Raw genomic sequence first — 21,901 nt, forward strand, 5'->3', positions numbered from 1 at the left:
AATTTTATGCGGCTTTTCCTACAGCCCTTTGCTTTTTGCGTGCGTTAAATGTCAACGACGTGTGTGCTTAGCCAGCCAGTGCTGTTTTGACCGCAGCAGAGACCAGTCCCATATCAGCTTTGCCAGCCAACTGAGCTTTCACCGCGCCCATGACTTTGCCCATGTCGCCAGGTCCCGTTGCACCCACTTGGTCCACGATGGCTTGAACTGCCAAGGTGATTTCTTCAGCGCTCAAACGCTGGGGTAGGTAGACCTCTAAGACCCTCATTTCAGCGGACTCCACATCGGCCAAGTCTTGGCGGTTGGCGCTCAGGTAGGCCGTCACCGAATCTTTGCGTTGCTTGATCAGTTTGTCGACGATGGCAATCACAGTGGTGTCATCCAGCTCGACGCGCTCATCCACTTCTTTTTGCTTCATGGCCGCCATGAGGAGACGAATTGTCCCCAAACGTGCGCTGTCTTTGGCACGCATCGCGGTTTTCATGTCTTCGGTGATTTGGTCTTTGAGGCTCATGGGAACTCCAGTAAAAAAATGATTGACGAAAAAAAACTCGCTTGAGCGTCCCCAAGCGAGCTTCTGAATAGACCCAGCAGGTCTGCTTCAGGGAAGAGGCTGATTAATACAGCTTCTTCGGCAATTGCATGCTGCGCACACGCTTGTAATGGCGTTTCACGGCAGCTGCTTTTTTACGTTTACGTTCAGCGGTGGGCTTCTCGTAGAACTCGCGGGCACGCAAGTCGGTCAACAGACCGAGTTTTTCAATGGTGCGCTTGAAGCGACGCAGCGCGACGTCAAACGGTTCGTTTTCTTTTACACGGATGGTGGTCATTACCAAATGTTTCCAAATATTGCAGCCAGAGGGTTCACAAGAAGATCGTGCTTATGCGCCATGTCTGCGGGGTTCCCCAACACAAAGTTGATCAGGCCGTTGGGGGTTTGCCAGCAAAGACGATGATTATAGCGGCTTTAATGCCGCCCCCAAAGCCCGGCCACACGCGTGCGCACTGGCCCAGGCCCACTGAAAGTTGTATCCCCCCAGCCAGCCGGTGATGTCCACCACTTCCCCAATGAAATACAAGCCCGGCTGTTTGGATTCCATGGTTTGCTGAGACAAATCTCGCGTGTCCACGCCACCTACCGTCACTTCGGCTTTTTTGTAGCCCTCTGTCCCTGTGGGTGTGAGGGGCCAACTGCCCAAGCGCTGTGCCAGTTGCATCAAGGCTTTGTCGCTCGCCTCCAAGACGGGGCGTTGCCAGGCGGCGTCTTGGCTGGTCCAGGCATCGGCCAGTCGCGAGGGCACCCAAGCAGCCAAAGCGTTGGCAATGAGCTTTTTGGAATGTTGCTTGGCCTGCATCAGTTGCTCACGCAAATCGATTTCTGGTGCCAGATTCACCCGAATGTCGCTGCCCGTTTGCCAGTAGCTGGAAATTTGCAGCACCGCCGGACCGGACAGGCCGCGGTGGGTGAAGAGCAGGTCTTCGTCAAATCCTTGCAAGTTCTTCTTCGATCCTGTTTCGATGCGCACAGGCAGCGACAGACCAGACAGTTGTGCATAAGGCGCCCAGTCTGCGCCATCAAACGTCATGGGTACCAAGCCCGGACGGGGTTCCACCAAGCGCAAGCCGAATTGCTTCGCGAGTCGATAGCCCAAATCTGTTGCGCCGATCTTAGGAATGGACAGGCCACCCGTGGCAACCACTACCGATGCGGCACTGACCGTGCCTTGGTCGGTGTCGACCTCATAACGCAAAGCGGTGGGAGCGGCTGCGTTGAAGCGCACTGCCTTCAAGCCACAGGGCTGCCAGCGGGTCACATGCCCGCCTTGCGCACCTGCCTCGCACTCGCGCAGCAGCATCTGAATCAGGTCTTCGGCAGAGCGGTCGCAAAACAGCTGCCCTTTGTGCTTTTCGTGAAAAGGGATTTGATACCGCTGCACCAGTGCAATGAAATCCTGCGGGGTGTAACGCGACAGCGCGCTGCGACAAAACTGTGGGTTCTCGCCGAGAAAGTGCTTGTGCGGTGCACGCACATCGAGTTCGCGGTTGGTGAAGTTGCTGCGCCCACCGCCTGAGATGCGGATCTTCTCGGCCACCTTCTCGCTGTGGTCCAGCACCAGCACCTGCAAACCTTGTTGGGCGGCCACGCCCGCACAAAACAAACCGGCAGCACCGGCTCCGACAATCACCACATCAAACGAATTCATGCGGTGAGTTTAGTGGGGTCAGTGTGTGTGGCGCTTTAGCGCGATGCTTGTCGCGGTGCCTCGGCGTGAGCGTTTTGCATCTCCAACAAGCCTTTGAAGACATCGCCCACCACGATCACCGAGGGACTGGCCATGGCTTCGCGCACCACGGTGTCATGCAAGCAGCCCAAGCTGCACACCACATGGCGCTGTGTGGGCAAGCTCACGTGCTGCACCACCGCCACGGGCGTCTGCGAGTCCAGGCCTTGAAGCAAGGCGGCTTGCAATTGAGCCGCGCCACTCATGCCCATGTAAATCACCAAGGTCAATTTGGCCTGCGCTGCTGTGTGGGCCAAGCCGACCCAGTCCACGCCATTGCCGTCACCTTGTTTGGCGTGGCCGGTGATGAACACCACCCCATGGGCGTGTTCACGGTGGGTGAGTGACACCCCCAATGAGGTGACGCCCGCCAAACCAGCGGTGATGCCGTTGACCACCGTCACCGACACCCCAAGGGCCTGCAAATGCTCAAGCTCTTCACCGCCACGGCCAAAGATGAAGGGGTCGCCACCTTTGAGGCGCACCACGTTTTCACCCGCTTTGGCTTCTTGCAGCATCAGTTTTTCAATGAAGGCTTGCGGGGTGGAGCGGCAACCTCCGCGTTTGCCAACGTACACAATGCGTGCCGTGGGCGCCGCGTAGGCCAGCACCGCGTCACTCACCAAGTCGTCCACCAACAAGACCGTGGCGGCACCAATCGCTTTGACCGCTTTGACGGTCAGCAATTCAGGGTCACCGGGGCCTGCGCCGACCAAGGTGACGTGTGGGGTGGGGGCGGCGTGTGACAAGGTCATGGCGGTGTGCTCGTGACAAGAATGTTCAAAGGGCCAAAGCCTGCAAGGCGGCTTGGACTTGGCGTGCAATTGGGGCTGGCACGGGCAGTTGGCCATTCAGCACGCGTTGGATGTAGCGCGCCGTGGTCACTGCATCGATCTGCGTGGGCACGTCGGGCAGTTGCATCAGGGAGCCAGTTTGCCCTTGAACCAAAGGCCTGCGAGCCCCATGGGCAAAGGCGTCAATTTGCGGTTGACGGCGTGCATCGGCCACCACCTCGCCTTCGGTGCCGCGCAGCAGCAGCGCGCGCGCACCTGTGAGTGCCCAAGTGTTGGCCATGGACACAGCGTATTCAGGGTGCGTGTAGCTGCCCACCAGCAAGGCGTCGCCTGCCATGGGGTTCATTAGCTTGACCAAGCTGTGTGCCGGGTTGCGCAACCCCACCACGCGGCGCACATCCAGCAAGCGCTTGAGGCCTGGGCACAACACTTCGGTCGGCACAAACACCTGCTCGCCCGCTTGCACATTGCGTACATCGTGGAGAGGCGCTTGGCCCATGGCGGCCAGCACCTCTTGGGTGGTGACGCGGGCTGACTCGGTGGCGCAGCCATGCACCACCACGGCCAGCCCCTCGCGTGTCAGCAGGGCAGCCAGCAACGGGGTGAGCACCGGCAGTTTGCGGGCACCGTTGTAGGTGGGCAGCACCACCACACGCGTGCTGGCGTCTGCGCCCATGGGCCGCAGGCGGGCGTGGGTGGCATCCAGAAACCCAGCCATTTCTTCGGGCGTTTCGCCTTTGATGCGCATGGCCAAACAGAAGGCGCCAATTTCCAAGTCGCTCACGTTGCCATCGAGCACCTGGCCCATCAAGTCGGCGGCCTGCGCGCGGTCAATGGCGCGTGCGCCATCGCGACCGCGGCCAATGACTTTGAGGTAGTGTGCAATTGCCATGCCCGTATTGTCCCGCAGCACTGATAACTTGACGCTATAAGGCCAATGACGGCGTGACCGCCTCAGGCGCTAAATACAGGCGAATCATGCGCCTCAGCTCAGGCACGCACGACCCGCACTGGGTGCCGCATTTCAGTGTGCCTTGCAAGTCCGACAGGCAGCTGTTCTCGTCTTGCTGCGCGCTGTGTGCAAGCTGCGCTTGAATCGCCAGATCGCGCACACCCACGCAGGTGCACACCGTTGTGCCAACGCTGGTCAAGGCGACTGGGGGCGTGTGACCCGTCATCAGCAAGCGACGGCCATAGGCTTTTGCCGACTGTTGGGTTTGTAGCAAGGCTTTGAGCCAAGCTTCGGCCGAGGTGTCGCCTGCAATCACAAAGGCGTCCAAGGTGCAGTCTGACTCGGCACGCAAGCGCATGCAACGCAGCTGGCTGCGCTTGGCGTCGACATAGCGCAAGCTGTTGTCTTCACTCAAGCCCAGTTGTTGCTCGACGTCTTGCACCACCGCCATATCCGGTGGCTCGCTGCACGCGGCACGCAGCAGCACGCCTTGGCGCGGCGTGTCGGTGTTGCCGCTGTCGGCAAAGGGCACACAGCTGGCAAATTCAAACTGGGCCATGCGTGCACGCAGGGCTTGCAACACGGTGTGCGCGCTGTCCTCGGGCAGCCAAGCCACGGCCAGCAGCGTCCAGGGTAATTCGGCTTTGAGTACTTTGACGGCGGCGTGTTTGAGTTCGGGTTGCTTGGAGGTGGGGCAGTACGCCGAGGTGGTGATGGCATTCACACCCGCCAGTGGTTTGTTCTGGTGGTCACGTCCGCCCAAAAAGGCGGGGCCCCAGTGCATGGCGATGAACGCTTGCTGTGGTCCCATGTCGGGGCTGGCTAAGGCGGGGACCACGATGGAGCCGCGTTTGCTGGTGACGTGGACCAAGGTGCCGTCGGACAACCCCAAGCGCGCCATGTCGTCGGGGTGCAGCTGCACCGAGGGTTCGGGCACATGGCCAAACAATTTACCCACCACGCCCGTGCGTGTCATGCCGTGCCACTGGTCGCGCAGGCGCCCGGTGTTGAGCGAAAACGGAAAGCGCGATTCACGCGCTTCGGCCACAGGCACGTAGTCGATGGCTGCAAAGCGGGCTTTGCCGCTGGGTGTGGCAAACACCCCGTCTTGGTACAAACGTTCTTGGCCATGGGCCGCGCCCTCAGGCATGGGCCACTGTTGGGGGGCAACTTCCAGCTGGGCATAGCTCAAGCCCGTGATGTCTAAGTCGCGCCCACGGGTCGATTCGCGGTGCTCCAACCAAATGGCTTCGGGCGAGCTGTAGTTCATGTGCAAGCCCTCACGACGTTCGCCCACGCCAGGTTCTTGGGCCAGACGCTGCGCCAGATCGACCACGATCTGCCAGTCATGGCGGGCCAGACCGGGAGGCGGCACGGCGGCGCGTACACGCGTGATGCGGCGTTCGCTGTTGGTGACCGTGCCTTCTTTCTCGCCCCAGGTGGTGGCCGGCAGCAGCAAGTCGGCAAAGTCGCAGGTCTCGGCGGTGGCAAAGGCCTCTTGCACCACCACAAACTCGGCACGCTCCAAGGCACGACGCACCGTGTGTTGGTCGGGCATAGATTGGGCCGGGTTGGTGCACGCAATCCACAAGGCTTTGATTTCGCCGTCCGCTGCGGCTTCAAACATTTCGACGGCGGTCTTGCCGGGTTTGGCGGGCACCTCGTCAATGCCCCATAGCGCGGCCACTTCGGCGCGGTGCACGGGGTTGGCCAGGTCGCGGTGGGCACTGAGCAAATTGGCCAAGCCGCCCACCTCGCGTCCGCCCATGGCGTTGGGCTGGCCGGTGAGCGAGAAGGGCCCAGCACCGGGTTTGCCGATCTGCCCAGTGGCCAAGTGCAGGTTGATCAGCGAGGCGTTTTTGGCGGTGCCACTGCTCGACTGGTTCAAACCTTGGCAATACAGGCTGAGCGTGGCTTTTGCTGTGGCAAACCAGCGCGCAGCTTGCAGCAAGTCTGGCATGGGCAGACCGCAGAGTTGGCTCACGCGCTCGGGGGTGAAGTCGCGCACCAAGGTTTGCAGGGCGGCAAAACCTTCGGTGTGCGCGTGGATGTAGGCCGTGTCGACCCAGCCTTCGCGCAACATGATGTGCAGCAGGCCATGGAACAGCGCCACGTCGGTGCCGGGCTGCAAGGGCAGGTGCAGGTCGGCGCTGCTGGCGGTGTCGGTGCGGCGTGGGTCGGCCACGATGATTTTCAAATTTGGGTTTTGCGCGCGGGCTTCTTCGATGCGGCGAAACAAAATCGGGTGGGCATAAGCCGCGTTGCTGCCGGCAATGAACAAGCAGTCGGCCTGCATCACATCGTCATAGCAAGCCGGTGGCGCGTCGGCCCCCAGGGTGAGCTTGTAGCCCGCCACCGCGCTGCTCATGCACAGGCGGGAGTTGGTGTCGATGTTGTTGCTGCCCAGCAAGCCTTTGACCAGCTTGTTGAACACGTAATAGTCTTCGGTCAACAGCTGACCCGACACATAAAAGCCCACCGCTTCAGCGCCATAGGTGCGCACGATGTGGCCCAAGCTTTGGCTGGCCCATTGCAGCGAGGCGTCCCACGACATGGGCAGCAGTTGGCCGCCGCGCACCAAGCGCCGCTGAGGTTGCAGCAAGCGGGTTTGGGCGCCTGCCACGGGGCTGGCACTCAGGTGCAGGGTCGAGCCCTTGCTGCACAGGCGACCCAAATTGGCAGGGTGCTCGGGGTCGCCGCGCACACCCGTGATGCGTGCGCCCGACGATTCGATGATCACGCCGCAGCCCACACCACAGTACGGACAGGTGGAGCGGGTTTCTTTCATGTTTAGTCCAGGGCCAAGCTGGCCAGCTCTGCACGGTTGAGGGAGACCTCACCGTTGGCCACCTGCACCGCAAAGCGTTGCGCACAGCCCTCGTCAGGCGCTTGGGCACAGCCGTCTGCCAAACCAATTTGCCAGTTGTGCAACGGGCAGGCCACGGTCGTGCCATACACAATGCCTTGGCTCAAGGGGCCGCCTTTGTGGGGGCAGCGGTCGAGCAGGGCAAACACCTCATCTTCAGCGTTGCGAAACACCGCCACCTCACAGCCTTGTGCGCGCTGCACGCGGCGTGCGCCCAGCACAGGAATGTCTTCGACTTTGCAAATGACTTGCCAATCGCTCATGGTGTGGCTCCGATTCAAGCGGTGATCTGGGGAACGATGGGCACAAACTGGCGTGTGTCCACTTGGGCTTTGGCGTGCTCGAACCAGGGGTCGGGTTCGCCTTCCAGGGCAAATTGCAAGCGGGCCCACAGGGCTTGGCGGCCTGCGTGGTCGTCCAAGATTTTTTGCTTCACATAGTCCAAGCCGACGCGGTTGACGTAATGCACCGTGCGCTCCAGGTACCAGCCTTCCTCGCGGTAGAGCTGCATGAAGGCGCCGGTGTACTCCAGCACTTCGGCGGCGGTTTTGACCTTGGTGAAGAAATGTGCCACCTCGGTCTTGATGCCGCCGTTGCCTGCGATGTACATCTCCCAGCCACTGTCCACGCCGATGATGCCCACGTCCTTGATGCCGGCTTCGGCGCAGTTGCGCGGACAACCCGAGACCGCGAACTTGACCTTGTGCGGTGCATACATGCGCCACATGGCGCGCTCCAGGTCTTTGCCCATTTGCGTGCTGTCTTGCGTGCCCATGCGACACCATTCGCTGCCGACGCAAGTTTTCACGGTGCGCAAGGCTTTGGCGTAGGCGTGGCCACTGGGCATGCCAATGTCTTTCCACACGTTCACCAAGTCTTCTTTTTTCACGCCCAGCAAGTCGATGCGCTGCCCGCCGGTGACTTTGACGGTGGGAATCTTGTACTTGTCCACCACATCGGCAATGCGGCGCAACTCGTCGGCGGTGGTCTCTCCCCCCCACATGCGCGGAATCACGCTGTAGGTGCCATCTTTTTGGATGTTGGCGTGGCTGCGTTCGTTGATGAAGCGGCTTTGTGGATCGTCCACTGCCTCTTTGGGCCAGCTGCTCAAACGGTAGTAGTTGATGGCCGGGCGACAGCTGCCACACCCGGTGGGCGTGCGCCACTCTAGGAACTTGAACACCGCGTCGTTGGTCAGCAGCTTGTGGTCCCGGATGGCGTCGCGCACGTCTTGGTGGCTGTGGTCGGTGCAGCTGCACACGGCTTTTTTCTTCGGCGTGGCCGAGTAGTCGCCACCGGCAGTGAACATCAAAATTTGCTCCACCAAGCCGGTGCACGAGCCGCAGGAGGCGCTGGCTTTGGTGTGCTTGCGCACCTCATCGAGTGTGAACAAACCCTTTTCTTGAATGGCTTTGCAGATGGTGCCTTTCTTGACCCCGTTGCAGCCACACACCTCGGCGTCGTCGGGCATGGCGGCGGCTTTGTTGTGGCCTGCGTGGCCCACGTCACCGATGTTGGACTCGCCAAACATCAGCTTTTCGCGAATGTCGGCCACGCTGCGACCATCACGCAGCAGTTTGAAATACCAGCTGCCATCCACCGTGTCGCCGTACAGGCAGGCACCGATGAGTTGGTCGTTGCGGATCACCAGTTTTTTGTACACCCCATCGTGCGGATCGCTCAGCACAATTTCTTCGGTGCTGCCATCGGTGCTGCCCATGAAATCGCCCGCACTGAACAGGTCGATGCCTGTGACTTTGAGTTTGGTGGATGTCAATGAGCCGGTGTAGCGGCCAATGCCGTACTCCGCCAAATGGTTGGCCAAGACCTTGCCTTGTTCAAACAAAGGCGCGACCAAACCATACGCAATGCCACGGTGTGCCGCGCATTCGCCCACGGCATAAATGCGTGGGTCGGTCACGGTTTGCAAGGTGTCGCTCACCACGATGCCGCGTTCACAGTGCAAACGCATTTGCTCGGCGAGTGCGGTGTTGGGACGAATGCCCACCGCCATCACCACCAGCTCGGCGGGCACATGCGTGCCGTCTTTGAACAGCACAGACTTCACACGACCGTTCGCGTCACCTAGCAATTCTTGGGTCTGTGCACCCAGACGGAACTGCATGCCACGTTCTTGTAGTGAGCGTTGCAACATACCGCCGGCCACGCGGTCGAGCTGGCGCTCCATCAGCCATTCGGCCACGTGCACCACCGTCACGGACATGCCGCGCTTCATCAAACCGTTGGCGGCTTCCAGGCCCAACAAGCCGCCGCCAATGACCACGGCATGCTGGTATTTTTTGGCCGCATCAATCATGGCCTGGGTGTCTGCCATGTCGCGGTAGGCCAACACGCCGTCAAGTTCACGACCTGGAATGGGCAGCATGAACGGGTTGGAGCCGGTGGCCAACAGCAAGCGGTCATAAGGCGCTGTGCGGCGCTCACCGGTGGCGTTTTCGGCGGTCACCAGGCGTTTGACGCGGTCCACCTCGGTCACCTTCCAGCCCGCATGCAGGGTGATGCCGTTGTCGCGGTACCAGTCGAAGGGGTTCAGCACGATCTCGTCCATGGTCTGCTCACCGGCCAAGACCGGCGACAACAAGATGCGGTTGTAGTTGGGGTGAGGCTCGGCCCCAAACACCGTGATGTCGTACAGGTCTGGCGTGAGCTTGAGCAGTTCTTCCAGCGTGCGCACACCGGCCATGCCATTGCCAATCATCACCAATTTGAGCTTGTTCATGTTTTCTCCACATGCGCTTGGCGCGTGTACAAAAAGTCGATCACGGCTTTGCGGTACTGCAAATAGCGCGGATCGTCCGCCAACTGCACGCGTGAGCGTGGGCGTGGCAGGTCGACGCTGAGCACCTCGCCAATGGTGGCGGCGGGGCCGTTGGTCATCATCACAATCTTGTCGGACAGCAACACCGCTTCGTCTACATCGTGCGTCACCATGACCACCGTGCTGTGGGTGGCTGCCACGATAGACAGCAACTCGTCTTGCAGCTTGGCGCGCGTCAACGCATCGAGAGCGCCAAACGGTTCATCCATCAGCAGCACCTGGGGCTCCATCGCCAGGGCCCGTGCAATGCCCACGCGTTGCTTCATGCCGCCCGAAATTTCTCCGGGCCGCTTGTGTGCCGCATGGCTCAAACCCACCAGGTCCAAGGCCGCATCGGTGCGGGCTTTGAGTTGCAGCTTGGTTTCTTTGGCTTTGCCGTCGACCAAACCCGATTGACCAAACACACGCTCCACCCCAAGGTAGATGTTTTCAAAACAGGTGAGCCAGGGCAGCAGCGAGTGGTTTTGAAACACCACCGCACGCTCTGGGCCGGGCCCTGAGATTTCGCGGTTGGCGCAAATCAGGTTGCCTTGGGTGGGGGTCGTCAATCCGGCAATCAGGTTGAGCAGGGTGGACTTGCCGCAACCGGAGTGGCCAATGAGGGCGACAAACTCACCTTTGGCCACCGTCAGGTCGATGTCGCGCAGGGCAGGAAAGTCTCCTTTGGCCGTGCGAAAGGTTTGGGCCACGCCCTGAATTTCTAAGAACTTGTGGGTCAGCGACGCATTCATGAACGCACCTCCTCAAAGGTAAACGCGGTGGCGAGTTTGATGAGTGCGTACTCCAGCACCAAGCCGACGATGCCAATCACAAAGATGGCGATGATGATGTTTTTGACGTTCAGGTTGTTCCATTCGTCCCAGACCCAAAAGCCAATGCCCACACCACCGGTCAACATCTCGGCGGCCACGATGACCAGCCAAGCAGTGCCCACAGCCAGGCGCACACCAGTCAACATGTAAGGCAGCACAGCAGGGAACAAAATTTTGCTGATGATCTTCCACTCAGACAGGTTGAGCACACGCGCCACGTTCATGTAGTCCTGGGGCACGCGCTGCACACCCACGGCGGTGTTGATGACCATGGGCCAGATCGAACAAATGAAGATGGTCCAAATGGCCGCAGGGTTGGCCCCTTTGAACACCAACAAGCCAATCGGCAACCAGGCCAACGGGGACACGGGGCGCAGCAAGCTGATGAGCGGGTTGAACATGCGCGACAAAAACTCGAAACGCCCAATCAAGAACCCCATTGGAATGCCCACCAATGCCGCCAAACCAAAGCCCATGGCCACGCGCTTGAGTGAGCTCAGCACGTTCCAGCCCACGCCTTGGTCGTTGGGGCCGTTGCTGTAGAAGGGGTCACTGAACACCGAGATGGCTTGCACCAAGGTGTCACTGGGGCTTGGAAAGTTGTTGGTGCTGCTGAGCGACACCAACGACCAGATGCCCACTAGCAGTGCCAGCCCCAAGAAGGGCGGCACCAGCTGTGACAGCAGCGATTTGAAAAAGCGAGCCAGCATGCCGTTGTCCTTAAGCTTTGACTTTGAAACCGTCGGCGTATTTCTTAGGGTCTTTGCCGTCCCACACCACACCGTCGACCAGCTTGCTGGTGCGCATCACGTCTTTGGGCAGCGGGGTTTTGCTGGCCGTAGCAGCTTGTTTGTAGACGTCAATGTGGTTGACTTCTTTGGCCACCTTCAGGTAGTCGGGGTGGTCTTTGAGCAGGCCCCAGCGCTTGTGCTGGGTCAAGAACCACATGCCGTCCGAGAGGTAAGGGAAGGTGGCCTGACCGTCGGCGTAAAACTTCATGTGGTTGGGGTCGTCCCAGGTTTTGCCCAAGCCGTTTTGGTAGCGGCCCAAGATGCGCTGGTTGATCACGTCCACACTGGTGTTCACATAGGCTTTGTCGGCAATCGTCTCGGCCATCTTCATCTTGTTTTGCAAGCCCGCGTCAATCCATTTGCCGGCTTCCAAAATAGCGGCCGTCACAGCGCGTGCGGTGTTGGGGTATTTCTTGACGAACTCGGCCGTGGTGCCCAGCACTTTTTCCGGGTGGTCTGGCCAGATGTCTTGGGTGGTGGTGGCGGTGATGCCAATGCCATCGGCAATGGCGCGGTGGCCCCAGGGCTCACCCACACAGTAGCCGTCCATGTTGCCCACGCGCATATTGGCCACCATTTGCGGAGGCGGCACAGTGATCACCTTGGCGTCTTTGAGCGGGTTGATGCCCACACTGGCCAACCAGTAGTACAGCCACATGGCGTGGGTGCCGGTTGGGAAAGTTTGGGCGAAGGTGTATTCGCGTTTCTCGGTGTTCATCAGCTTGGCCAAGCTGGCCGCATCCACGGCCCCTTTGTCTGCGAGCTTTTTGCTCAGGGTGATGGCCTGGCCGTTTTGGTTCAGGTTCATCAGCACGGCCATGTCTTTTTTCGGACCCGAGGTGCCCAGATGCACGCCATACACCAAGCCATAGAGCACGTGGGCGAAGTCCAGTTCGCCGTTCACCAATTTGTCGCGCACACCGGCCCAGCTGGCTTCTTTGGTGGGAATGATCTTGACGCCGTACTTTTTGTCGATGCCCAGCACCGAGGCCATGACCACGCTGGCGCAGTCGGTCAGCGGGATAAAGCCAATGCGCACTTCTTCTTTTTCGGGCTTGTCTGAGCCTTGGGCATAGACCGCTGCGCGCAAGGCGGGCGCAATAGTCAGGGCACTGGCGGTGGCGGCTTGCAGCACATTGCGACGGCTCATAGGGGTCTCCAGCAGATCGGTCATGAATCACTCCTTGAAAAAAACAGGCAACTCCAAAAGCCTTGAGGCAAAGAAAAAGGCGTCCGCAGAGACAGCTCGTGAAAGCCATGTCTGGGGACGCCTTTGTCCGTTCGAACCTTGGAGGGTTATGTCTTCAACAATGCAAAGCCTGTGCCAGGTAATTCCATGCTTGTTGAGCTAGGGTTTGCTCTGATTGGGTGCGCGACCCGGTGCATGCGGGGCATTGCGCACCAAATTAGGACAATAGATCAGCCATGTCCAGAATGCGCTGTGCCACATCGGCCAGCTTGAGGCCTTTGTCCATCGCTACTTTGCGTAATTTCGCGTGGGCTTGCGCTTCGGTGAGTGATTGTTTGTCCATCAACAGAGCTTTGGCCCGGTCCACCAGACCGCGCTCTTGCAGTGCGTGTCGAGCCTGGTCACGTTCGTCACGCAAATTTTGTTCGTATTCGAAGCGCGCCATCGCCACATCCAGGATCGGGCGAATGCGCGTGCTGGAGAGACCGTCCACGATGTAGGCCGACACACCGACCGCCACGGCATCGCGCACATGGCTGGTGTCGTTGTCATCGGTGAACAACACGATGGGCCGCCTCGCATCACGGGTGGCAAACACCACATGCTCCAGTGCGTCACGGGCCTCGGATTCGGCATCCACAATGATCAGGTCGGGTTGCAACTGGCTGATGCGGTCGGCCAAAAACACATCGGCGGGCAGTGTCGCAATCAGGTTGAAGCCGCTTTCCAGCAAGCCAATGCGCAACGCACGTGAGCGCTCGGCTTGGGTGCGTGCATGGTCGTCGTGGGGGTCGGTCACCACCAAGTCAGGAGCCACCACCACGATGCGCAAGGCTTCCTGGGGTTTGATCTTCTTGGGGCTGGCTTTCATTCCGGAACTTTCTAGGCACACTCACTGTCGGTGTGAGTGATGCAAATTGTGCGCCAGTCATGTGAGGCAACAACCCATCCGCATAAACTTGTCCACTATGTTGATCCTTGGTATTGAATCTTCTTGCGACGAGACCGGCGTGGCTTTGGTGCGCGCCGATGGACAGGCCTTGCCTTGCTTGTTATCGCATGCATTGCACAGCCAAATTGCCATGCACCAAGCCTACGGGGGCGTAGTGCCCGAGCTGGCCAGCCGTGACCACATCCGTCGCGTCATTCCTCTGGCGCGTGAGGTGTTGGCCCAAGCGCAGCAAAGCTTGCAAGCGGTGGACGTGGTGGCTTATACACGTGGCCCAGGCTTGGCCGGCGCTTTGCTGGTGGGAGCGGGTGTGGCCTGTGCGTTGGGCGCAGCTTTGGGCAAGCCGGTGCTGGGCGTACACCATCTGGAAGGGCACTTGCTGTCGCCGTTTTTGAGTGAGGATGCGCCAGAGTTCCCGTTTGTGGCTTTGTTGGTGTCGGGGGGGCATACGCAGCTGATGCGGGTGGATGGGGTGGGCCGGTATGTGTTGCTGGGCGAAACCATCGACGACGCCGCAGGCGAAGCCTTTGACAAATCAGCCAAGCTGATGGGCTTGGGTTACCCAGGTGGACCTGCTTTGTCCAAGCTGGCGCAACAAGGTGATGCCACGGCGTTCAAGTTGCCGCGCCCTTTGCTGCACAGCGGAGATTTGGATTTTTCGTTTGCAGGGCTCAAAACAGCTGTGCTGACCCAAGCGCAAAAGTTGGGGGCGCAACTTGAGGCGCGCAAGGCGGACTTGGCCGCTTCGACCGAGGCCGCGATTGTGGAGGTGTTGTTGAAGAAGTCCTTGGCCGCTTTGCGCCAGACCGGCTTGACACGCTTGGTGGTGGCTGGTGGTGTGGGAGCCAATCGTCACCTGCGTGAGCAGCTCAACGCGGCTTGTGCGCGTTTGAATGTGCGGGTGCACTACCCTGAGTTGCATTTGTGCACCGACAACGGCGCGATGATTGCCATGGCCGCTGCCATGCGCTTGCAGGCCGAGTCTCAAGAGAGCTCGGCACTGTCCACCAGTTATAGCTTTGACATCAAACCGCGCTGGCCTCTGGCCGAGCTGGTTGGATGACACTGTTATTGCACCGACAGTGAGGTGGCGTTGCTCTTGGGTTGCTGCTTGACCAATTCCAAGGTCAACACGCCATTTTCCAATTTGGCACTGCTGCTGGCGGTGTCAATGTGCTGCGGCAATTCGTAGCTGCCACGGTATTGACGGGGGGCATCGGCCACAGTTTGGATACGCACCACGTTGTCTTCAATCTCAATTTGCAATTGCTCACGGCTGATGCCTGGCACATCAAAACTCAGACGATAGGCCTTGTCGTCTTGTTGGAAGTTTTGTGAGGGGCCGGTTTGACGCATCGCATCACCCAAAAAACGCTCAAACGAGTGGAGAGCGGGGCGGTTCAAACGGGCATTGACGGGGGTAAACAACATGGTGATTTCTCCTTGCAAATAGCGGGCTGCACTGCGGAATGCGGTGCAGCATGAACAGAAATTGCGCGCGGCTCGGCTGATTTCAAGGGCATGGCAAAGAGGAATATTTTTGGATCTTGTGACTTGAAAAAGCGGCCCTTGGCGCTATGGCAAACGCCGGTCAGCGGCCTAAAGTTGGGGTTTGCTATACTCTGTGGGCTTTATCTATGAGGTGAAGCAAGCACGTTGGGTCTAAGTTCCATGGCCCAACGCAAGTCAAACATCAAAGGAAAACACATGCTGACTGCAAAAATTGCTGAAGTTGTCAAAGACAACGCACGCGCCGCTGGTGACACCGGTAGTCCTGAAGTGCAAGTTGCACTGCTGACTGCCCGCATCAACGAACTCACCCCTCACTTCAAGACACACGCCAAAGACCACCATGGTCGTCGTGGCTTGTTGCGCATGGTGAGCCGTCGTCGCAAATTGCTCGACTACCTCAAGTCCAAAGACTTTGACCGTTACGCTGCACTGATTGCCAAGCTTGGCCTGCGCAAGTAATCGCTGAAGTTCGCGACAAACGCCTGAGTTATTTAAATAGCTCAGGCGTTTTGCACTTGTTGCACTGAAATTCTTAATCCAACGGAACGGTACGAGGCGCAGATTCGAAAAGCTGTGTCATTCCAAAAAAGACGACCTAGTGGGCTTTTTTGGAATGGCATCGTTTGCTGCACCAGTTCCTCCGGGCTTCGGCGAAGTGGCCTGCACTTCCCAAACTCTTTAGGAGAAAACCATGTCACTTTTCAACAAAGTCACCAAAACCTTCCAGTGGGGCCAACACACGGTCACCATGGAAACCGGCGAAGTTGCTCGCCAAGCCGGCGGCGCTGTGCTCGTCAACATGGATGACACCGTGGTCTTGGCCACGGTGGTGGGTTCGAAGATTGCCAAAGCTGGCCAAGACTTCTTTCCTTTGACCGTTGACTACATCGAAAAAACCTATGCCGCAGGCAAGATCCCTGGCAGCTTTTTCAAGCGCGAAGCCAAGCCCAGCGAACACGAGACGCTGACCAGTCGCCTGATCGATCGTCCGATCCGTCCTTTGTTCCCTGAAGGTTTCTACAACGACGTGCACGTGGTGATTCACACCGTGTCCTTGAACCCTGAAGTCGACGCCGACATTGCCGCCTTGATCGCCGTGTCTGCTGCCCTCAGCATTTCGGGCATTCCTTTCAATGGCCCTATCGGCGCAGCCCGCGTGGGTTACATCAACGGCGAATACGTCTTGAACCCCGGCCAAACCCAGCGCAAAGACAGCCTGATGGACTTGGTGGTGGCAGGCACTGAAGCCGCTGTGTTGATGGTGGAGTCCGAGGCTCAACAACTGTCGGAAGACATCATGTTGGGTGCTGTGGTGTTTGGCCACGAGCAAGGCAACATTGCCATCAATGCCATTCACGAGTTGGTGCGCGACGCTGGCAAACCCGCTTGGGACTGGACTGCACCTGCTAAGGACGAGCCGCTGATCGCCAAGGTCACCGCACAAGCTGAAGACAAGCTGCGCGCTGCCTATCAGATCCGCAACAAACAAGCCCGTACCCATGCTTGCCGCGAAGCCTACGCCGCCGTCATGGCTGGCCTCAAGGCTGACGGTGTGGAGTTTGACGCCGTCAAGGTTGAGAGCATGTTGTTTGACATCGAAGCGCGCATCGTGCGCAGCCAAATTTTGGCTGGCGAGCCCCGCATCGACGGTCGCGACACGCGCACCGTGCGTCCCATCGAAATTCGCAACAGCGTGTTGCCCCGCACCCACGGTTCGGCTTTGTTCACACGTGGTGAAACCCAAGCTTTGGTGGTCACCACTTTGGGTACCGAGCGCGACGCACAACGCATTGACGCCTTGGCCGGTGAGTACGAAGACCGTTTCATGATGCACTACAACATGCCTCCCTTTGCCACTGGCGAAGTGGGTCGCATGGGCAGCACCAAGCGCCGCGAAATCGGCCACGGTCGTTTGGCCAAACGTGCGTTAGCGGCGGTGTTGCCAAGCAAAGAAGAATTCCCCTACACCTTGCGTGTGGTGTCTGAAATCACCGAGTCCAACGGTTCATCTTCTATGGCTTCGGTCTGCGGCGGCTGCTTGTCGCTGATGGACGCTGGCGTGCCCATGAAAGCCCACGTGGCCGGTATTGCCATGGGTCTGATCAAAGAAGGCAACCGCTTTGCCGTGTTGACCGACATCTTGGGTGACGAAGATCACCTGGGCGATATGGACTTCAAAGTGGCCGGTACCACCCACGGCATCACCGCTTTGCAGATGGACATCAAGATCCAAGGCATCACCAAAGAGATCATGCAAGTGGCTTTGGCTCAGGCCAAGGAAGCACGCATGCACATTCTGGGCAAGATGCAAGACGCCATGGGCGAAGCCAACACGCAAGTCTCTGACTTTGCACCCAAGCTCTTCACCATGAAGATCAACCCTGAAAAAATCCGTGACGTGATTGGCAAGGGTGGTTCTGTCATTCGTGCGCTGACCGAAGAAACCGGTTGCCAGATCAACATCGACGAAGACGGCACCATCACCATCGCTGCCACCGATGGCGACAAGGCCCAAGAAGCAAAGAAGCGCATCGAGCAAATCACAGCTGAAGTGGAAATTGGCAAGGTCTACGAAGGCCCGATCACCAAGATCTTGGACTTCGGCGCTTTGGTTAACCTGTTGCCAGGCAAAGACGGTTTGCTGCATATCAGCCAAATCAGCCACGAGCGCATTAACAAGGTCACCGATGTGTTGGCCGAAGGTCAGATCGTGCGCGTGAAAGTGTTGGAGACGGACGAAAAAGGTCGCGTCAAGTTGTCGATGAAAGCCTTGACCGAGCGTCCTGCTGCTGAGCACCAGGGTGAGCATCAAGGCGAGCAGCGTCACCACCATGGTGAGCGCCAGCACGCTGACAACCAACATGCTGAGCGTCCCCATGCAGGGGATGCCCATCAAGACCATCAGTCTTGATTTGACAGCCGAGGTGACGCACATGATGCGCATTGTTGACATCACATCGCCCGGTGCTCCTGAGGTGCTGCGTCCAGGCCAACGGCCTGCGCCGCAGCCAGGCGTGGGCGAGTTGCTGATTCGCGTCAGCGCCAGCGGCGTGAACCGCCCTGACGTGTTGCAGCGTACTGGCAACTACCCTGTGCCTCCTGGGGCATCGGATGTGCCTGGGCTGGAAGTCGCCGGTGTCATCGCCTCAGGCGACGCAGCGGCTATGGCGGCTGCAGGTCTGAAGGTGGGTGACCGTGTGTGTGCCTTGGTGGCCGGTGGCGGTTATGCCGACCATTGTGTGGCACCTGTCGGGCAGTGTTTGCCAATTCCAAAAGGTCTGAGCGATGTCGAGGCTGCATCGTTGCCAGAGACATTCTTCACGGTGTGGAGCAATGTGTTTGACCGCGGTCGTCTACAGGCAGGGGAAACCTTGTTGGTGCAAGGCGGCTCGAGCGGCATTGGTGTGACGGCCATTCAAATGGCTAAAGCCCTGGGTGCCAAGGTCATCGTGACTGCGGGCAGCGACGACAAATGCGCCGCCTGCGTGGCGCTGGGGGCAGATCACGCCATCAATTACAAAACACATGACTTTGTGGCTGAGGTCAAACGCCTGACCGATGGCAAAGGCGTGGATGTGGTGCTCGACATGGTGGCGGGCGACTATGTGGCGCGTGAGGTTGAATGTTTGGCTGAAGATGGCCGTTTGGTCATCATCGCTGTCCAGGGTGGGGTCAAGAGCAACTTTAACGCAGGCTTGGTCCTGCGTCGCCGTTTGACCATCACCGGTTCAACCCTGCGCCCACGTCCGGTGGCATTCAAAGCAGCCATTGCCAGCAGTCTGCGCCAGCAGGTTTGGCCCCTGATCGAAGCCGGTCGAATCAAGCCGGTGATTCATTCAACTTTTGATGCAGCCTCGCTGGATGGCGCTGAACGGGCCCATCGCTTGATGGAGTCGAACCAGCACATTGGCAAGATTGTGTTGACTTGGAACTTGTCATGAAACAAAAACTCATTGCAGGCAATTGGAAAATGAATGGCAGCTTGGCTGCCAACCAGGCTTTGGTGCACAGCATTGCACAAGGGTTGAGTGCAGCACTCGCGGGTCAGCAAGCGCAAGTGGCGGTATGTGTGCCTGCGGCTTATTTGTCGCAAGTGCAGCAACTGACACAGAGCTCGGGCATTGAGCTGGGCGCGCAAGATTTGTCTGCGCACGAGCAAGGTGCCTACACCGGTGAAATTTCTGCTGCCATGTTGAAAGACTTTGCGGTGCGTTTTGCCATCGTGGGGCACTCTGAGCGTCGTCAATACCATGCCGAAAGCGATGAGTTGGTGGCTATCAAGGCGCAACGTGCCTTGTCGGCAGGCATCACACCCATCGTGTGTGTGGGTGAGACCTTGGCCGAGCGCGAAGCCGGTCAAACCGAAGAGGTGGTGAAGCGCCAACTGGCTGCGGTCATTCACACCAACGGGCATTGCATCAGCGAGATCGTGGTGGCTTACGAGCCCGTGTGGGCCATTGGCACAGGCCAAACTGCCACGCCAGAGCAAGCTCAAGCCGTGCACGCTGTGTTGCGTGCGCAATTGCAGGCAGCGACTGCACATGCGGACCGCGTGCAAATTCTTTATGGTGGCAGCATGAACGCTGCCAATGCGGCTCAGTTGCTGAGCCAACCAGATATTGATGGTGGGTTGATTGGCGGCGCGGCGTTGAAGTCGGCTGACTTTTTGACCATCATCGCAGCGGCTGCCCGCTGACACACAGCTATTTCGGAGTTTTTATGAATTTGATTCTTAACATTGTGCAAGTGGTTCAGTTGTTGGCTGCTTTGGCCATGATCGGCCTCATCTTGGTCCAGCACGGCAAAGGTGCCGACATGGGCGCAGCTTTTGGCAGTGGCAGCTCAGGCAGCTTGTTTGGTGCCAGTGGTGGTGCGAACTTTTTGTCGCGTACCACGGGCGTATTAGCCGCTGTATTTTTTGCTTGCACGCTGGCCTTGGCTTACTTTGGCAACTTGCGTCCTGCCAGTTCGGGCAGTGTGCTTGAAGGTGCGGTGGTGGCACCTGCTGCGGGTGCCTCAGCCGATGCTGTTCCTGCCGCTGTTGTGCCTGCGTCTGGCGCGGCACAAATCCCCACCAAGTGAACATAAAACCTCAAGCTTCAGAGAGAAAATCGTTCTTTTCAGGGTAAACTCTGAGGCTGTTCAGTAAGCGTTATTCCTCTTCGTTGAACTGAACGCATACAAGCCGTCGTGGTGAAATTGGTAGACACGCTATCTTGAGGGGGTAGTGGCGAAAGCTGTGCGAGTTCGAGTCTCGCCGACGGCACCATCCAAACAAAGTCTGCTGTCAATCTGGTGTCAACCAGGTCGGGCAGACTCGCAGACTAAGAACGACTAGTCATACCGCGAGATTGCGATGAGCCTTGAACAGTACCTCCCCGTCCTCCTGTTTATCCTTGTAGGCCTTGGCGTGGGGGTTGTCCCCCAAGTTCTGGGTTACTTCCTGGGCCCTAATCGCCCCGACCCTGCCAAAAACTCCCCTTACGAATGCGGTTTTGAAGCGTTTGAAGACGCCCGCATGAAGTTTGATGTGCGTTACTACCTGATCGCCATCCTCTTCATTTTGTTCGACCTCGAAATTGCATTTTTATTTCCTTGGGCCGTGGCGCTCAAGGAAATTGGTTTCATCGGCTTCATCGACATGATGATTTTCCTGGCCATTTTGGTTGCAGGCTTTGCCTACATGTGGATCAAGGGTGCCATCGATTGGGAGTGATCCCGAGCGTTGCATGGCAGGAAAAGAATTAAGGAACTCATATGGCAATTGAAGGCGTTTTCAAAGAAGGCTTCATCACCACGTCCTACGACTCGGTGGTGAACTGGGCCAAGACTGGCTCGTTGTGGCCCATGACCTTTGGTCTGGCTTGCTGCGCGGTGGAGATGATGCATGCGGGCGCTGCCCGTTACGACATCGACCGCTTTGGCATGTTGTTTCGCCCCAGCCCCCGTCAATCGGACCTGATGATCGTGGCCGGCACCTTGTGCAACAAGATGGCGCCTGCTTTGCGCAAGGTCTACGACCAGATGTCTGAGCCGCGTTGGGTCTTGTCTATGGGCTCATGCGCCAACGGTGGCGGCTACTACCACTACAGCTATTCGGTGGTGCGCGGCTGTGACCGTGTGGTGCCGGTGGATGTGTATGTGCCCGGTTGCCCGCCCACTGCGGAAGCCTTGCTGTACGGCATCTTGCAATTGCAGAGCAAGATTCGCCGCGAAAACACCATTGCCCGTTGAGCAGGACTGCGACCATGAGCCACTCCATTCACACGCTTCAAGCCAACCTGCAAGAGGTGCTGGGCGACAACATCCAGCAACTTGATGCGGCGCTGGGCGAGGTCACGCTGACCGTGTCAGCCGCCAACTACCACGCGGTCATGCGCACCTTGCGCGATGACGCGCGCTTGGGCTTTGAGCAACTCATCGACTTGTGCGGCTTGGACTACTCCAGCTACAAAGACGGTGCCCATTCCAAATTCACCGACGCCCCGCGCTTTGCGGTGGTGAGCCATTTGCTGTCCATCGCCCACAACTGGCGCTTGCGCGTGCGGGTTTTTGCTGTGAGCGATGACATGCCCTTGGTGGCTTCGGTCAACGATGTGTGGAATTCTGCCAACTGGTTCGAGCGCGAAGCCTTTGACCTGTATGGCATCGTGTTTGAAGGCCATGAAGACCTGCGTCGCATCTTGACCGACTATGGCTTCATTGGCCATCCGTTCCGCAAAGACTTCCCGACTTCGGGCTATGTCGAAATGCGTTACGACGCTGAACAAAAACGTGTGGTGTACCAGCCGGTCACCATTGAGCCGCGCGAGATCACGCCGCGCATCATCCGCGAAGACAACTACGGCGGCTTGGCATGATGCATCGCCCCCACGCTCATCACTTCGTGTATTCGCTGCCCCTCGAGGGCGCGCA

At 58.6% G+C, this 21,901-nt stretch carries 22 protein-coding genes and 1 tRNA gene; 10 read left to right on the forward strand and 13 right to left on the reverse strand.

The genetic code is table 11. The annotated features are described in order from the left end of the window. Positions 1-67: 67 nt before the first annotated feature. The 12 genes from B9Z39_RS00585 to B9Z39_RS00640 form a co-directional block, all read right to left on the reverse strand. A complete protein-coding gene (locus B9Z39_RS00585; protein WP_100148135.1) occupies positions 68-514 on the reverse strand; it encodes a GatB/YqeY domain-containing protein in 447 nt (148 codons plus the stop codon). A gap of 103 nt (positions 515-617) precedes the next feature. Beyond that, positions 618-830 (reverse strand): 30S ribosomal protein S21, encoded by a 213-nt coding sequence (gene rpsU, locus B9Z39_RS00590; protein ID WP_007833691.1) that lies wholly within the window; start codon positions 828-830, stop codon positions 618-620. A gap of 126 nt (positions 831-956) precedes the next feature. Then, complete coding sequence (locus B9Z39_RS00595; protein ID WP_100148134.1) at positions 957-2,204, reverse strand: NAD(P)/FAD-dependent oxidoreductase; 1,248 nt, start codon at positions 2,202-2,204, stop codon at positions 957-959. A gap of 35 nt (positions 2,205-2,239) precedes the next feature. Next, positions 2,240-3,037, reverse strand: coding sequence for a uroporphyrinogen-III C-methyltransferase (gene cobA / locus B9Z39_RS00600; protein WP_108300377.1), 798 nt, complete (start codon positions 3,035-3,037; stop codon positions 2,240-2,242). Positions 3,038-3,062: 25 nt separating this feature from the next. Further along, positions 3,063-3,968 carry a DNA-binding protein YbiB gene (ybiB, locus tag B9Z39_RS00605; protein WP_108300378.1) on the reverse strand — a complete coding sequence of 302 codons (906 nt, stop codon included), beginning with the start codon at positions 3,966-3,968 and terminating at the stop codon, positions 3,063-3,065. A gap of 34 nt (positions 3,969-4,002) precedes the next feature. Further along, entirely contained in the window at positions 4,003-6,816 is a 2,814-nt protein-coding gene (locus tag B9Z39_RS00610; protein ID WP_108300379.1) for a nitrate reductase, read from the reverse strand. Between the two features lie 2 nt (positions 6,817-6,818). Next, positions 6,819-7,157: a nitrite reductase small subunit NirD gene (gene nirD, locus B9Z39_RS00615; protein ID WP_108300380.1), complete on the reverse strand. Its 339-nt coding sequence runs from the start codon at positions 7,155-7,157 to the stop codon at positions 6,819-6,821. 14 nt (positions 7,158-7,171) lie between these two features. Next, positions 7,172-9,634, reverse strand: coding sequence for a nitrite reductase large subunit NirB (gene nirB, locus B9Z39_RS00620; protein WP_108300381.1), 2,463 nt, complete (start codon positions 9,632-9,634; stop codon positions 7,172-7,174). Continuing rightward, complete coding sequence (locus B9Z39_RS00625) at positions 9,631-10,464, reverse strand: ABC transporter ATP-binding protein (RefSeq protein ID WP_100148128.1); 834 nt, start codon at positions 10,462-10,464, stop codon at positions 9,631-9,633. The genes nirB and B9Z39_RS00625 overlap by 4 nt, the downstream gene beginning before the upstream one ends. Further along, the gene (gene ntrB, locus B9Z39_RS00630) at positions 10,461-11,255 is read right to left on the reverse strand and encodes a nitrate ABC transporter permease (RefSeq protein ID WP_100148127.1); all 795 of its coding nucleotides are present in this window, start codon (positions 11,253-11,255) and stop codon (positions 10,461-10,463) included. The genes B9Z39_RS00625 and ntrB overlap by 4 nt, the downstream gene beginning before the upstream one ends. A 10-nt stretch (positions 11,256-11,265) precedes the next feature. Continuing rightward, on the reverse strand, positions 11,266-12,510 hold the full coding sequence (locus tag B9Z39_RS00635) for a CmpA/NrtA family ABC transporter substrate-binding protein (RefSeq protein ID WP_100148126.1): 1,245 nt from the start codon (positions 12,508-12,510) through the stop codon (positions 11,266-11,268). Positions 12,511-12,742: 232 nt separating this feature from the next. Beyond that, positions 12,743-13,396 (reverse strand): ANTAR domain-containing response regulator, encoded by a 654-nt coding sequence (locus B9Z39_RS00640; protein WP_100148125.1) that lies wholly within the window; start codon positions 13,394-13,396, stop codon positions 12,743-12,745. A gap of 97 nt (positions 13,397-13,493) precedes the next feature. Here B9Z39_RS00640 and tsaD point away from each other — a divergent pair, with 97 nt between their 5' ends. After that, positions 13,494-14,537: a tRNA (adenosine(37)-N6)-threonylcarbamoyltransferase complex transferase subunit TsaD gene (gene tsaD, locus B9Z39_RS00645; protein ID WP_100148124.1), complete on the forward strand. Its 1,044-nt coding sequence runs from the start codon at positions 13,494-13,496 to the stop codon at positions 14,535-14,537. 5 nt (positions 14,538-14,542) lie between these two features. Here the strand turns inward: tsaD and B9Z39_RS00650 are convergent, their stop codons facing one another. After that, positions 14,543-14,905 carry an Hsp20/alpha crystallin family protein gene (locus B9Z39_RS00650; protein ID WP_108300382.1) on the reverse strand — a complete coding sequence of 121 codons (363 nt, stop codon included), beginning with the start codon at positions 14,903-14,905 and terminating at the stop codon, positions 14,543-14,545. Between the two features lie 276 nt (positions 14,906-15,181). On the opposite strand from B9Z39_RS00650, the gene rpsO reads away from it, so the two are divergent. The 9 genes from rpsO to B9Z39_RS00695 all read left to right on the forward strand — a co-directional run bounded on the left by rpsO (position 15,182) and on the right by B9Z39_RS00695 (position 21,846). After that, positions 15,182-15,445: a 30S ribosomal protein S15 gene (gene rpsO, locus B9Z39_RS00655; RefSeq protein WP_100148143.1), complete on the forward strand. Its 264-nt coding sequence runs from the start codon at positions 15,182-15,184 to the stop codon at positions 15,443-15,445. Between the two features lie 232 nt (positions 15,446-15,677). After that, positions 15,678-17,897, forward strand: a complete 2,220-nt coding sequence (pnp, locus tag B9Z39_RS00660) for a polyribonucleotide nucleotidyltransferase (protein ID WP_108300383.1) — start codon at positions 15,678-15,680, stop codon at positions 17,895-17,897. A gap of 25 nt (positions 17,898-17,922) precedes the next feature. Further along, a complete protein-coding gene (locus B9Z39_RS00665) occupies positions 17,923-18,927 on the forward strand; it encodes an NAD(P)H-quinone oxidoreductase (protein WP_108300610.1) in 1,005 nt (334 codons plus the stop codon). Next, positions 18,924-19,682 (forward strand): triose-phosphate isomerase, encoded by a 759-nt coding sequence (gene tpiA, locus B9Z39_RS00670; RefSeq protein ID WP_108300384.1) that lies wholly within the window; start codon positions 18,924-18,926, stop codon positions 19,680-19,682. The genes B9Z39_RS00665 and tpiA overlap by 4 nt, the downstream gene beginning before the upstream one ends. 23 nt (positions 19,683-19,705) lie before the next feature. Then, positions 19,706-20,068 carry a preprotein translocase subunit SecG gene (gene secG / locus B9Z39_RS00675; protein WP_100148120.1) on the forward strand — a complete coding sequence of 121 codons (363 nt, stop codon included), beginning with the start codon at positions 19,706-19,708 and terminating at the stop codon, positions 20,066-20,068. A 102-nt stretch (positions 20,069-20,170) separates the two neighbouring features. Then, positions 20,171-20,255, forward strand: a tRNA-Leu gene (locus B9Z39_RS00680). Positions 20,256-20,342: 87 nt separating this feature from the next. Continuing rightward, positions 20,343-20,702, forward strand: a complete 360-nt coding sequence (locus B9Z39_RS00685) for an NADH-quinone oxidoreductase subunit A (RefSeq protein WP_100148119.1) — start codon at positions 20,343-20,345, stop codon at positions 20,700-20,702. 41 nt (positions 20,703-20,743) lie between these two features. Next, on the forward strand, positions 20,744-21,220 hold the full coding sequence (locus B9Z39_RS00690; protein ID WP_100148118.1) for an NADH-quinone oxidoreductase subunit B family protein: 477 nt from the start codon (positions 20,744-20,746) through the stop codon (positions 21,218-21,220). A gap of 14 nt (positions 21,221-21,234) precedes the next feature. Continuing rightward, the gene (locus tag B9Z39_RS00695) at positions 21,235-21,846 is read left to right on the forward strand and encodes an NADH-quinone oxidoreductase subunit C (RefSeq protein WP_100148117.1); all 612 of its coding nucleotides are present in this window, start codon (positions 21,235-21,237) and stop codon (positions 21,844-21,846) included. The last annotated feature ends 55 nt before the right edge of the window (positions 21,847-21,901 follow it).

The sequence above is a fragment of the Limnohabitans sp. JirII-29 genome, assembly GCF_003063395.1.
Classification (GTDB): domain Bacteria; phylum Pseudomonadota; class Gammaproteobacteria; order Burkholderiales; family Burkholderiaceae_C; genus Limnohabitans.